Below are 12,630 nucleotides of genomic sequence, written 5' to 3'. Positions count from 1 at the left end.
AATATTTAATATTAAATTAAATATATTGCAATAAATATTTACGTATGTATTCATAATTATTTAGATATTAAAATTATTGAATAATTCCAGTATTTGAGGGATTACCAGCTAAAATTATACAAATTCATTAGCAGCCCAATACTGATAAACTTCTGAATGATAGTCAACACCTGATGCTGAATGCAAGTTATAATTTTCTTGCGGAGCAACTTTACAAAAATTTATGAGTAATCCCCTTGTGCAAGCCTTTTTTGTAGGCAGAGCAGTAGCAGAAGTAATTAATGAGCGTGTAGAAGTCGCCTTGACCGATGCTTTGAGCGAACTGGGTAAATTTGATGCTGAAGCCAGAGAACAGCTACGCCAGTTTACAGAGGAAGTCATAGCACGAGCTAATCGGGCTGCCGAAGCCTCAGAAACTGGAACAACCACAGGTAGCGGTGCATCTGGTGTAGGTTCAACAGACTTACAAGCAGAAATTGACGAATTGCGGGCAGAAATCGCCTTATTACGCACTGAATTACAAAAATATCGCAGTGCGTCAAAATAGAGGTGACAGGTGCTACGCCACGGTGACAGGTGACAGTTAAGAGGGAATAGGGAATAGGGAATAGGGAATAGGGAAAAATAACATTTATTACCCATTACCCATTACCCATTACCCATTACCCATTACCCATTACCCATTACCCATTACCCATTACGAAGAGTGTCTGTTATTAGTGGAGATTCCGTGAATACCCAACGGTACGAAAAAAATATGGAACAAGGTTATTCAGGTAAGGCTTACCGTTGGAATCGGGAAACATACTCTAGCAAACGCCGCTTTGTGGATATTTGGTCTTTTGTTTTGACTTTAATGTTCAAAATTTGGCGGTATAATAAAGCTTGGAGTTATCCTGGGGGTGTAACGGAAGCTAAACAAGCTGCTAGACGTAAAGCCCAAGCTATCTGGATTAGAGAGACCTTTTTAAATTTGGGACCGACTTTTATTAAAGTTGGTCAGTTGTTCTCTACCCGTGCTGATATCTTTCCTAGTGAATACGTGGAAGAATTATCTAAGTTACAGGATAGAGTACCAGCTTTTAGCTATGAACAAGTAGAGGCAATTATTGAACAGGAGTTAGGTAAAAAAATTCCTGAGTTATTCCACAGTTTTGAACCAGTTCCCCTGGCTGCTGCTAGTTTGGGACAAGTTCACAAAGCTGTGTTACATTCTGGAGAATCGGTAGTTGTCAAGGTGCAACGTCCGGGACTCAAAAAGCTGTTTGAAATAGATTTACAAATTCTCAAAGGTATTGCCCGCTACTTCCAAAATCATCCTAAATGGGGACGGGGACGAGATTGGATGGGTATTTATGAAGAATGTTGTCGCATTCTCTGGGAGGAAATTGATTACCTAAATGAAGGGCGCAATGCTGATACTTTTCGCCGAAATTTCCGCGCTTATAACTGGGTGAAAGTACCCAGGATTTATTGGCGTTATGCTACTTCTAGGGTCATTACTTTGGAATATGTCCCCGGAATTAAAGTGAGTCAATATGACGCTTTAGAAGCTGCGGGTGTGGATCGGAAAGCGATCGCTCGTTATGGCGCTCAAGCATATTTACACCAATTACTCAATAACGGTTTCTTCCACGCTGATCCCCACCCTGGTAATTTGGCAGTTAGTGCCGATGGTGCTTTGATTTTCTACGACTTCGGGATGATGGGAACAATTAAATCCAATGTCCGCGAAGGACTAATGGAAACTTTGTTTGGGATCGCTCAAAAAGATGGCGATCGCGTGGTGCAATCTCTGATTGATTTGGGTGCGATCGCACCAATAGACGACATGGGTCCGGTGCGGCGTTCTGTCCAGTATATGCTGGATAACTTCATGGATAAACCTTTTGAAGCTCAATCAGTGGCCGCCATCAGCGAAGACCTGTATGAAATAGCTTACAATCAACCATTTAGATTTCCAGCAACTTTTACCTTTGTCATGCGGGCTTTTTCTACCCTGGAAGGGGTGGGAAAGGGTTTAGACCCAGAATTTAATTTTATGGAAGTTGCCCAGCCTTATGCAATGGAACTTATGACTAATAGTAGTGGTTCAGAGGGGAATAGTTTCTTGAATGAATTAAGTCGTCAAGCAGTACAAGTCAGTAGCACTGCTTTAGGTCTACCACGTCGATTAGAAGATACACTGGATAAACTGGAACGGGGTGATATTCGTCTGCGGGTTCGTTCCCTAGAAACAGAACGTCTGTTAAGGCGACAAACTAGTATTCAAATGGGAATGAGTTATGCTTTGATCATCAGTGGATTTACAATTTCTGCTACGATTCTTTTGGTGAATCATTATGTATGGTTAGCAGCAGTAGCAGGTTTAATTGCTGCCGGAGTTTCACTTGTGCTTCTCCGCCTAATTTCACGCCTTGACCGTTATGATCAGAAGTATTAATTATTGCTGCACAAATTTATGAAACTTAACTTCGCGGGTTTGACCGATCCGGGACTTATTCGTTCTAATAATCAAGATGCTTACTATATAGACCCGGAAGGACGGTTTTTTATAGTTGCTGACGGTATGGGCGGTCATGCAGGAGGAGAACAGGCAAGTCACATTGCTGCCCAAGAAATTCGGGCGTATTTAGAAGCAAATTGGCACTCTAGCAAATCTACAAAGGAATTATTAGAAAAAGCTTTTTTGGCAGCTAATCAAGGAATTTTGCAGGATCAGCAAAATCATCCTGAACGTGCTGATATGGGGACTACTGCTGTTGTAGTGGTTTTTAGTGACTCAGATCCACCTTTGTGCGCTCATGTCGGCGATTCAAGATTATATCGTTATCGGGAATCCCAATTAGAGCAAATCACAGAGGATCATACTTGGATCGCTAGAGCTATCAAACTTGGTCATATCTCCGCTGATGAAGCCCGGTTACATCCCTATCGTCATGTGTTATCACGCTGTTTAGGTCGTGAGGATTTGTATCAGGTTGATATACAAACACTAGATATCAAGGTTGGCGATCGCTTACTTTTATGTAGTGATGGACTCACGGAAGAACTCGTCGCTCCCCAAATTAAAACTTGCCTTGACAATTTTCCCATATTGGATAAAGCTGCTTTCTCTCTGGTTGAAGCAGCAAAAGAGGAAGGTGGACACGACAACATCACAGTTGTCCTTGTAGTTGTTGAGGCAGATTCCTAATTTCCTCAATTGTCAGGAATATCTGACAGGTAGCAGGTGACTGGTGCATGGGAACGAGAGTTATTAATTTTGATTTTTGAATTGATACTTGCTCATGCGCCTATTTTCCCATACCCAAAGCTAACAAAGTAAATATACTTATCATTTTGTTCAATTTGAGCATTTTTTATGTTAGCAAATTGCTAAAAATATCTTTAAGCCTTTCAATTCACCTGATGAGGCTAAATTTACATAATTTAGGCGGTTGACATTCTGCTCATTTCACCCTTGTCACTTTCAAAGACAGGGATAGCAATCAAGCTAAAACAAGTCTACTGTAAAAACCCTTGTTCTGTTTATCAATCTATTTAACCAATGTTGCTTTTGCTAACCAGGTTTTTAGCACAGTAGGTTTAATTAAGCTTTGTTGCCAAATCAATCAACAGAAACATTAACCATCAGATACTGGGCAATTTGTCAAACAACTGTTATCTTTCTTAATATAGAAAATAACAAGTTGTGAAGATAGATCACATCTCCGTTAACACTCTTGGTTTTTCTGTCAGCAATATCACAGCGTTGTTTTTTAGGTATTAACCATGAATCAACCAATAGAGCTTTCCTTGGAACAGCAATTTAGCATCCGTTCATTTGCTACACAGGTCAAGAACATGAGCCATGAACAAGCACAAGAGTTTTTAGTTAAACTATATGAGCAAATGGTTGTAAGGGAAGCAACTTATAAAGAGCTTCTCAAGCATCAGTGGGGATTAGATTCAGGTTCCACTATGGCATAGAGTAGGTTTGCTTTTGTCGCAGTGGGCGACCTCCTTCTCTTGCTTGATTCCACCAGCGGAAAAAAGCTGGGGATGTTGGGGCGTCAACTTCGATTACCAATCACCTAACTCTCGATCTCACAGTATCTGACACAAGTAAATTCAGTAATCATATTTCAGTCTAATAATGCCCAGACCAAGTTTGTAGAAGATGCTATTGTATATAGCTGAAACTAATTTAGTGGAATACAAAAATTACCCAAAAAGCTCATATCTCAAAGAATAGAGCCGTTTGTTGTTTGCTTCCTCCTGCTGCCAAGGATGTCGGCATCTTTTTCTTACTTCGAGAGTGCAGTTAAATTCAGCTTTCCATTTTATATAACTATAACTTGCGTTAATCAAGAAATTTTATTTACAAAACTTTACTTATTATCCAGATATATCAAAGGATGAACCAGTATCACTTGTTTGCAGTTTAGCTAATATTTGCCGTTTTATCTTTTCATACTCCTGTTTAAGAAAATTTTTACTAACTTGAGCATCTGCGGATGATGTCAATACTTTGCTGATTTCTAGCCACTCTTGCAGTCTTTCGCGTTGAATAGGGGCAATACTAGAGGAAAGAACATGAGTGCAGTGACTGGGTGATTCTCGTGCAAAAAACAACAAGCGATAATTACCGATATGGTGCAGCAAGCGCACAGTTTCCTGACCGAAATAGGTTTTTAGATCAAGGTAGTAACTGGACTTTAGACTAAAAGCACAAAATGACTCAGGGAAGAGTTGAAAAAAAAGCGTTGAATCATCAGTTGCAACGTCGCAATTGCTTGTTGCAGCTTTCTTAACCGAACAGTATTGGCATGAGACATTGGCTTAACAGATGCAAGTTCGCTAAGCGACCCGGCAATGAACGCGGTACTGAAGAGAAGCAAGCTATGGACAAGTGTTAAATTGTTGGACATTTTGGTTCTACATTTTGAGAAAAATGTTTGCTAAAAGACTTGTTTTTTAGTAAAAACTATGAAATACTCCTAAGATAATACTTTAACCCGACCGATAAACCGTAGTTAGTTGTAAGCCCTGGTATTTTGCCAGTCAAAAAAATGTAACTCGTAGAAGTGAAATTGCTTCACTTCTATCTTTGGCTGTCATTCAAGTTGCAATTTTTATAATTAGGAGATGCGGAATAAATGTAAAACATAGATAAATCAAAGGATTGAGGCAAAAAATAGAACAATGAGGTGCAAGGCTTCGCCGTGAGCGTCAGCCGATAGCGTAGCGTGGCGTTAGCCATACGGTTTTTCAAGATAGGAGTAGCAAAATTGAAAATAGTGAGCGTGAAATAGGGAAAAATTTGTTGCCAACAGATAGCCCAAACTCTTGTTTTTTGCTTGTCTATACGAGAATACTTTTATGGCTTACGCCACGCTATCAGCAAGCCCTAATTAACTAAAAAATCAAACAAATTCCAATCAAGGAAAGGACTAAATGAGTACATTACAACTTTATTTCGCTAAAGCCTCTACTTTTTCCCAAAGAACCCGTGTAGTCTTGCTGGAAAAAGGAATTGATTGTACACCAGTTGAAATTGATTTACAGAATAAACCAGAAGCTTTTACCCAAGTTTCTCGCTATGGAAAAGTTCCAGCGATCAAACATGGTAATGTGGAAATATATGAATCCGCAATTATCAATGAATATTTAGAAGAAGTATTTCCCGAACCAGCTTTATTACCTCATGATCCTGCTCAAAAAGCGGTTGCAAGAATTTGGATAGATTATGCTAATACCCGTTTAGTTCCAGCTTTTAATAAATTCCTACGTGGTAAAGATACCCAAGAACAAGAACAAGGAAAGAGGGAGTTTTTAGAGTCTCTTTTGTATATTGAAGAAGAAGGATTAGGTAAACTTTCTGGTAATAGTCCTTACTTCTTAGGTGAAAATCTGAGTTTAGTTGATATTAGTTTCTATCCTTGGTTTGAAAGATTACCAGTTTTAGAGAAATTCCGTAATTTTACATTCCCCACAGAAACACCTAAATTACAGGAATGGTGGCATAATTTACGTCAACGGGAATCTATTCAACAAGTTGCCAATCCTACAGAATTTTATGTAGAAAGATTCGCTAAAATTCTTGGTTTAACAGTGCCAAAGGCTTAGAATACGGTTTTTGAGATTACTTTAATATTCCTGCTAATTAAAGTAATTTCACTAAGTAATGAAGATTTTGATGAAATAGAAATAAAGGTGAAAATGATGTTTAAAAGTTTTTCTTTAAAGAATCTGAAAAAACCTAAGTTATTTGCTTTGGTGACAGTGTTTTTTGCATTTTTAGTAAGTATTCCCTTGTTACCTTTGCCAGTATTATCAGCTAATTCTCGCGCTAACATTCAATTTGTTTTGCCAAATTGGGTAGCTGAAAACGCCAAAGATCCTAACCTCAGAATTTTAGATGTACGTAATTTTCCTCTCGACTATATAGAAGGACATCTTCCTAATGCTGTAAACATTGCTGATACGGCTTTTAGAGGTCCAAAAGAAGGATTACCAGTACAATATTGGAACAATCAAAAATTAGGAGAAATATTTGCTAATTCAGGAGTAACAAATAACAGTCGTGTACTTGTATATTCAGATGGGAGAGATGTTTTAGGTGCAACAATGGTTGCTTATTTACTAGAACGTTCTGGATTGAAAGATATTGCCGTATTGGATGGTGGCTATGCAGGGTATAAAGCTGCTCAAGATGTAACTAAAGAGTTTCCTAAATATTCCGTTGGTAAATTCACAGTTAAAGATAATCCTTCAGTGCGTGTGAATTTAAATGATGTGAGAAAACTTATTGGTAGACCAGGAGTTGTTTTTATTGATCCTAGACCAGAAAAATTGTTCCGGGGTGAGGAAAATATTTGGATACGCAATGGACATATTCCTGGTGCGCGGAATATTCCTTGGGTAACATTTACAGATGCTAAAAATCCTCACAAATTAAAGTCATTAGATGAGATTAAAAAAATTCTGGCAGATAAAAAGATTACTCCTGAAAATGACATTATTGTTTCTTGTAGTACAGGACGAGAAGCCACATTACAATATGTGGTTTTAAAGCATCTGCTTAATTATCCCAAAGTCAGAATTTATGAAGGTTCTTGGACAGAATATAGCACTCACAAAGATTTACCAGTGGCTACTGGAGAGGAGAAATTAACTTAGAAAAGAGAACAGGTGAAAAATAAATCCATGAGATATGCAATTTTGTTAATTACTGCTTCAATTTTCATCTTTAGTCCAGTATTTGCTGTTAATAATCTCGATCAAGATAACTTGGTCAGTTGTAGAAGTAGTCAAGAAGAACCTCCCAGTGATTCTACAAGCGATCGCTCAGGAGCTTAATACAACGTAAAATGCGGTTTTTAATATTGCTCCTCATTCAAGTAGTTGCACTGATATCGCTATTTACCAATTCACCAGCATTTGCCGTTAACCCCTGTCCTCCAGGAATGGTAATGATTTCTGGAGGTACATTCAAAATGGGAGCAGATGATTCTGGTTTTGAGAAAGAGCAAACAGCAGAAAATGTCACAGTTACATCGTTCTGCATTGATAAATACGAAGTGACAAACGCCCAATTTACAGAGTTTGTCAAAGCCACAAACTATGTAACGGTTGCCGAACGCCCTTTATCTAAACAGCAGTTTCCCGACTTATCAGATGAAGAAAGATTACCCGGTTCTCTAGTTTTTCAAATGCCAAAACCAGGAGTTAAGCGAGTTCAGCTTCTTAGTTGGTGGCATTGGACACCCGGTGCTAACTGGCAGCATCCCTTCGGCAGTGATAGCACAATTGTCGGTAAAGAAAACTATCCAGTTGTGCATATTGCTTATGAAGATGCACTAGCCTACGCCCAATGGGTAGGAAAATCACTACCAACAGAAGGACAATGGGAATATGCTGCTCGTGGTGGTTTAGAAGGTGCAACTTATACCTGGGGAAATCAGTATTCAGCCAAAAAAGCCAATACTTGGCAGGGGATTTTCCCATTTTTCAATACCAAAGCTGATGGTTATGTAGGAACAGCAAAAGTAGGCTCTTTCCCACCTAATGGTTATGGACTTTACGACATGACCGGTAACGTTTGGGAGTGGACTTCCGATTTATTCAACGATAGATCCCCGACTTCTCAAAGAAGTGGGGGATCTGTTAACCAAAGTTTTGATCCTAAAAAACCCACAGAAACCGCCCTGCACGTCATCAAAGGTGGCTCTTACCTATGTGCGCCAAACTATTGTAGCCGTTATCGTCCAGCCGCAAGGGAATCAGAATCTCCTGATACCGGAACAACCCATATCGGATTTCGCTTAGTCAAGAACTTGACGAGGTGACAGGTAACAGTCAGCAGAAGAACTTTATTAGTCTTCCTCATACAAGACTTATAAGAAAAACTCTCTGAAACCCTCTTTTCTTCGTGTTCTTTGTGTTCTTCGTGGTTCGTTTTTCTCTTATTTGTACATAAGTCTTAACACTCTTAATCTCTCTTTGCACCTCTGCGTGAGACAAAAAAATAGTCCTAAAAGGTTATTGTATGTTCCATTCAACTTTACGTGCGATCGCCTCCGGCGCTGCGCTCCGCGCAATCGCCCTATCTCTTTCCATCATCTTTCTAATTACAACAAACCCCGCCCTAGCCGCAACATCAAAAGTTTTACCAGTAAATCCACCATCTTTTGAAGGTAAAATTGGTATAACTTATCAAGAATCAACACCGGATTTTCCTGCACCTATTAAAGCCCCGGGAAAAGCCCCCAATGTACTATTAGTATTGTTGGATGATGTAGGTTTTGGGCAAGCGAGTACCTTTGGTGGACCCGTAGATACCCCGAATTTAACTCTTTTAGCTGAAAAAGGATTACGTTATAACCAATTCCACACTACAGCCCTCTGTTCACCTACACGGGCAGCTTTATTAACTGGACGCAATCATCATTCAGTCGGTACAGGTGTAGTTGCAGAGTTAGCATCAGGCTTTCCTGGTTACACAACTATTTTACCTAAGAGTGCGGCTACTGTAGCGGAAGTATTACGGCAAAACGGATATAACACCGCAGCTTTTGGTAAATGGCATAATACACCAGATTATGAAACCAGTGCAGTTGGTCCCTTTGATCGCTGGCCAACAGGGTTAGGATTTGAGTATTTTTACGGTTTTTTAGGTGGTGATACTAACCAATGGAGTCCGGCTTTAGTAGAAAATACTAAGCGAGTTGCACCACCAACCAATAACCCTGATTATCATTTGACACCAGATTTAGTAGATCATGCCATTAGCTGGATTCATTCTCAACAGTCTATAGCTCCTGACAAGCCCTTTTTTACCTATTTGGCTACCGGTGCTACCCATGCACCCCATCACGCCCCCAAAGCCTGGATAGACAAGTATCAAGGCAAGTTTGACCAAGGCTGGGATAAATTACGAGAAGAAACCTTTGCACGTCAGAAACAACTGGGTGTAATTCCTGCTAATGCCCAACTTACCCCCCGTCCCAAAGAATTGCCAGCGTGGGATTCCTTATCTCCAGATGATCAAAAAATCTATGCCCATGAAATGGAAGTATTTGCGGGATTTTTAGCACATACCGACCATGAAGTAGGAAGATTAATTGATGCCATTGACCAAATTGGTGAATTAGACAATACCTTAATTTTCTACATCGTTGGTGATAATGGTGCTAGTGCTGAAGGTGGTTTAGCTGGTAGCGTTAATGAATTAAAAGTTTTCAATAAAGTACCCGAAAGTCGAGAACAACTGTTAGCTTCTTTAAATGACTTAGGTAGTCCCAAAACCTTTAATCATTATCATGCAGCTTGGGCTTGGGCTGGTACAACTCCCTTTCAATGGACTAAACAAATAGCCTCTCATTTTGGTGGTACTCGTAACCCCTTAATTATTGCATGGGGGGATAAAATCAAAGATCAAGGTGGACTTCGTAGCCAATTCCATCATGTTATTGATATTACACCAACTATTTTTGAAGCTGCGGGAATTACTGCACCCACCCAAGTTAACGGGGTAAAACAACAGAAAATTGAAGGAACAAGTCTCGTTTACACATTTGATGATCCTGAAGCTGATTCTAAACACGAAACCCAGTATTTTGAGATGTTTGGAAACCGGGCTATTTACGATGATGGATGGATAGCTGCGGCGCGTCATCCCCGATTACCTTGGCAGGGTACAATCAATGCAGACTTCGAGAAAGATCCTTGGGAACTATACAACATTGAGGAAGATTTCAGCGAAGCCAATAACCTAGCATCTGAAAATCCAGAGAAACTGGAAAAACTGCAAAAGTTGTTTTTATCAGAAGCGCGTAAACACAAAGTTTTACCATTAGATGATCGCGTTTCTGAAAGATTTGATGTTCAAAGTCGTCCTTCTCCGGCCACAGGACGCACCACCTTTACTTACTATTCTGGTGGAGTTAGCATTCCCGAAGGTAGCGCCCCAAGTTTAAAAAATAGATCCTTTAGTATTACTGCTGATGTAGAAATTCCAGAAAGTGGTGCGGAGGGTGTTTTATTAACTCAAGGTGGACGTTTTGCTGGTTGGGGATTTTTCCTAGAAGATAGTAAACCAACCTACGTTTATAACTTTGCTAATTCCGAACGCTACATTATTCAATCTCCTGAAAAATTAGCCCCTGGTAAATCAACAATTAAACGGTAAAAAAGAATGGTCTCGTCAAATTAACAAGACCACAAAAATAAATGTTACCACTATTTTATCAAACAATCCTGCAAAAATACCTGAGCAATAGCTATGATGCCAAGTAACTGGTATAGAGAAAGTTAACTAATTGGCATAAGCTAACTTTTTGACATCTGGTTGGGCATTATTTACAGCTTGCACAAAGTTTTTTACAACATCTTGTAGGCGTTGTTCAAGTTCTTGATCTAACTGCAAGCTACCATCAGCTTGAATTTGAATTTGCTTATCCACTGCGTAAACTGTACTTAAAATATGCCTTGCACCTAATTCACCTAAAACTGGTTTTAGGGCATATTCAATTGATAACAAATGAGCAATTGTTCCACCCGTAGCTAAGGGTAAGATAATCTTATCTGTCAAAGCTTTCTGTGGTAGCAAATCTAAAAAAGATTTCAGTAAGCCAGTATATGCAGCTTTGTAAATTGGGGTGGCAATAATTACGCCACTTGCCTGTTCTAGAAGTGCTTTTGGCTTTTCTAAAGCTGTACTATTGTAACGCCCATAAACTAAATCTTCCGCAGGTAAATCCCGCACAGAAATAATCTCTGTTTCTAACCCTTGATGAGAAAGAATTTGAGTTGCATACTCTAAAAGTCCATAGGTTCTAGAAGGATGAGAAGGACTACCAGAAATTGCTAAAATATAAGCCATATTACAAAAACCTCTTGATTTAATTAATTTTTAACTAATCTACAGTTGCTACTGTTGTTGTTCTAAGTTGTTCTTTAAGCTGTTTGGGAAATTCCCGGTTAGCAACAATCTCGCCAAAAGGACTCAATAACTGCGGTTCTACTATTGGTAAATTATCCAAAGGTAAACGAGGAAAAAGCAATTCAGCTACTCGATAAGCTTCCTCTAAATGGGGATAACCAGAGAAGATAAAAGTATCAATTCCTAAGTTTGCATACTCCTCCATTCTTCTAGCAACAGTATCAGGATCACCTACTAATGCAGTCCCAGCACCACCACGCACTAAACCAATTCCTGCCCATAAATTCTGGCTAATTTCTAATGCTTCCCGACTACCATTATGTAATTCCTTCATCCGCTGTTGTCCAACAGAATCCATTCGGGAGTATGCTTGTTGGGATTTCTTAATAGCATCTTCATCCACATAACGAATTAAATCATTAGCTGCATCCCAAGCTTGACTTTCAGTTTCTCTAACGATGACATGAAGACGAATCCCAAACCGTAAGGTTCTACCTTGTGCTTCTGCTAAACGTTTTACAGAGGTGATTTTTTCTGCTACTTGTTCAGGTGGTTCACCCCAAGTTAGGTATACATCAACGTGCTTGGCAGCAATTTCTTGGGCAATAGGAGAAGAACCACCAAACCACAAAGGTGGATAAGGCTTCTGAACATTAGGAAATAGGATTTTTCCTTCTTTGATATTGAGATAATCACCTTCAAAGTTAGAAATTTCACCTGCGGCTATTTCTCGCCAAACTGTTAAAAATTCATCAGTTAGTTGATAGCGATCATCATGATTTAGGTGCAAACCATCACCCGCTAATTCAACAGGATCACCACCAGTAACTACGTTAATTAATAGTCGTCCGCCAGAAATTCTATCAAAAGTTGCTGCCATTCTTGCCGCTACTCCTGGCGACATTAAGCCCGGACGGATTGCTACTAAAAACCGCATTTTCTTGGTGTGAGTTACCAAGGTTGAAGCTAAAATCCAGGCATCTTCACAGGAACGACCTGTAGGTAATAAAGCCCCTGTAAACCCTAATTGATCAACCGCTTGGGCAATTTGTCGCCAATAATCAAAGTTGACTGAACGACCACCTATAGCAGTTCCTAGATAGCGTCCATCGCCATGTGTGGGAATAAACCAAAGAACTTGCATGATATTTAAGTGTAAAACTTTGTAATCAAAAACTCAATCAATAACTACGGTAATTCTA

At 39.4% G+C, this 12,630-nt stretch carries 11 protein-coding genes and 1 pseudogene; 9 read left to right on the top strand and 3 right to left on the bottom strand.

Translation table 11 applies throughout. The features are described 5' to 3' along the window. Positions 1-223 precede the first annotated feature (223 nt). The 4 genes from K2F26_RS06415 (at position 224) to K2F26_RS06400 (ending at position 3,972) form a co-directional block, all read left to right on the top strand. Positions 224-547, top strand: a complete 324-nt coding sequence (locus tag K2F26_RS06415; RefSeq protein WP_194053237.1) for a DUF6825 family protein — start codon at positions 224-226, stop codon at positions 545-547. Positions 548-757: 210 nt separating this feature from the next. Then, entirely contained in the window at positions 758-2,443 is a 1,686-nt protein-coding gene (locus K2F26_RS06410) for an ABC1 kinase family protein (RefSeq protein WP_220611807.1), read from the top strand. Between the two features lie 18 nt (positions 2,444-2,461). After that, positions 2,462-3,196, top strand: a complete 735-nt coding sequence (locus K2F26_RS06405; protein ID WP_220610802.1) for a Stp1/IreP family PP2C-type Ser/Thr phosphatase — start codon at positions 2,462-2,464, stop codon at positions 3,194-3,196. Positions 3,197-3,774: 578 nt separating this feature from the next. Then, positions 3,775-3,972: an NblA/ycf18 family protein gene (locus K2F26_RS06400; RefSeq protein ID WP_220610801.1), complete on the top strand. Its 198-nt coding sequence runs from the start codon at positions 3,775-3,777 to the stop codon at positions 3,970-3,972. A gap of 408 nt (positions 3,973-4,380) precedes the next feature. On the opposite strand, the pseudogene K2F26_RS06395 reads toward K2F26_RS06400, so the two are convergent. Beyond that, a pseudogene (locus K2F26_RS06395) lies at positions 4,381-4,692 on the bottom strand (serine/threonine protein kinase); the annotation flags it as partial. 747 nt (positions 4,693-5,439) lie between these two features. Here K2F26_RS06395 and K2F26_RS06390 point away from each other — a divergent pair. The 5 genes from K2F26_RS06390 (at position 5,440) to K2F26_RS06370 (ending at position 10,675) form a co-directional block, all read left to right on the top strand. After that, on the top strand, positions 5,440-6,111 hold the full coding sequence (locus K2F26_RS06390; protein WP_220610799.1) for a glutathione S-transferase family protein: 672 nt from the start codon (positions 5,440-5,442) through the stop codon (positions 6,109-6,111). 93 nt (positions 6,112-6,204) lie between these two features. Further along, positions 6,205-7,164, top strand: coding sequence for a sulfurtransferase (locus tag K2F26_RS06385; RefSeq protein WP_220610798.1), 960 nt, complete (start codon positions 6,205-6,207; stop codon positions 7,162-7,164). 27 nt (positions 7,165-7,191) lie between these two features. Then, positions 7,192-7,344 (top strand): hypothetical protein, encoded by a 153-nt coding sequence (locus K2F26_RS06380; protein WP_220610797.1) that lies wholly within the window; start codon positions 7,192-7,194, stop codon positions 7,342-7,344. Positions 7,345-7,355: 11 nt separating this feature from the next. Then, positions 7,356-8,333 carry a formylglycine-generating enzyme family protein gene (locus K2F26_RS06375; RefSeq protein ID WP_194057033.1) on the top strand — a complete coding sequence of 326 codons (978 nt, stop codon included), beginning with the start codon at positions 7,356-7,358 and terminating at the stop codon, positions 8,331-8,333. A 200-nt stretch (positions 8,334-8,533) separates the two neighbouring features. Beyond that, positions 8,534-10,675: an arylsulfatase gene (locus K2F26_RS06370; RefSeq protein WP_246605538.1), complete on the top strand. Its 2,142-nt coding sequence runs from the start codon at positions 8,534-8,536 to the stop codon at positions 10,673-10,675. A gap of 126 nt (positions 10,676-10,801) precedes the next feature. Here the strand turns inward: K2F26_RS06370 and ssuE are convergent, their stop codons facing one another. Both ssuE and ssuD read right to left on the bottom strand, forming a co-directional pair. Continuing rightward, positions 10,802-11,368: an NADPH-dependent FMN reductase gene (gene ssuE / locus K2F26_RS06365; protein ID WP_220610796.1), complete on the bottom strand. Its 567-nt coding sequence runs from the start codon at positions 11,366-11,368 to the stop codon at positions 10,802-10,804. Between the two features lie 34 nt (positions 11,369-11,402). After that, positions 11,403-12,572 carry an FMNH2-dependent alkanesulfonate monooxygenase gene (gene ssuD / locus K2F26_RS06360; RefSeq protein WP_220610795.1) on the bottom strand — a complete coding sequence of 390 codons (1,170 nt, stop codon included), beginning with the start codon at positions 12,570-12,572 and terminating at the stop codon, positions 11,403-11,405. Positions 12,573-12,630: the final 58 nt, after the last annotated feature.

The organism is Sphaerospermopsis torques-reginae ITEP-024 (assembly GCF_019598945.1).
Taxonomy (GTDB): domain Bacteria; phylum Cyanobacteriota; class Cyanobacteriia; order Cyanobacteriales; family Nostocaceae; genus Sphaerospermopsis.
The sequence above is the reverse complement of the archived record's forward strand: the minus strand, read 5'-3'. Positions and strand labels throughout refer to the sequence as shown.

Bases quoted from the DNA above. Each gene is read 5' to 3' on its own strand.
- K2F26_RS06415 (WP_194053237.1), top strand. From the start codon at position 224: ATGAGTAATCCCCTTGTGCAAGCCTTTTTTGTAGGCAGAGCAGTAGCA.
- K2F26_RS06410 (WP_220611807.1), top strand. From the start codon at position 758: ATGGAACAAGGTTATTCAGGTAAGGCTTACCGTTGGAATCGGGAAACA.
- K2F26_RS06405 (WP_220610802.1), top strand. From the start codon at position 2,462: ATGAAACTTAACTTCGCGGGTTTGACCGATCCGGGACTTATTCGTTCT.
- K2F26_RS06400 (WP_220610801.1), top strand. From the start codon at position 3,775: ATGAATCAACCAATAGAGCTTTCCTTGGAACAGCAATTTAGCATCCGT.
- K2F26_RS06390 (WP_220610799.1), top strand. From the start codon at position 5,440: ATGAGTACATTACAACTTTATTTCGCTAAAGCCTCTACTTTTTCCCAA.
- K2F26_RS06385 (WP_220610798.1), top strand. From the start codon at position 6,205: ATGATGTTTAAAAGTTTTTCTTTAAAGAATCTGAAAAAACCTAAGTTA.
- K2F26_RS06380 (WP_220610797.1), top strand. From the start codon at position 7,192: ATGAGATATGCAATTTTGTTAATTACTGCTTCAATTTTCATCTTTAGT.
- K2F26_RS06375 (WP_194057033.1), top strand. From the start codon at position 7,356: ATGCGGTTTTTAATATTGCTCCTCATTCAAGTAGTTGCACTGATATCG.
- K2F26_RS06370 (WP_246605538.1), top strand. From the start codon at position 8,534: ATGTTCCATTCAACTTTACGTGCGATCGCCTCCGGCGCTGCGCTCCGC.
- ssuE (WP_220610796.1), bottom strand. From the start codon at position 11,368: ATGGCTTATATTTTAGCAATTTCTGGTAGTCCTTCTCATCCTTCTAGA.
- ssuD (WP_220610795.1), bottom strand. From the start codon at position 12,572: ATGCAAGTTCTTTGGTTTATTCCCACACATGGCGATGGACGCTATCTA.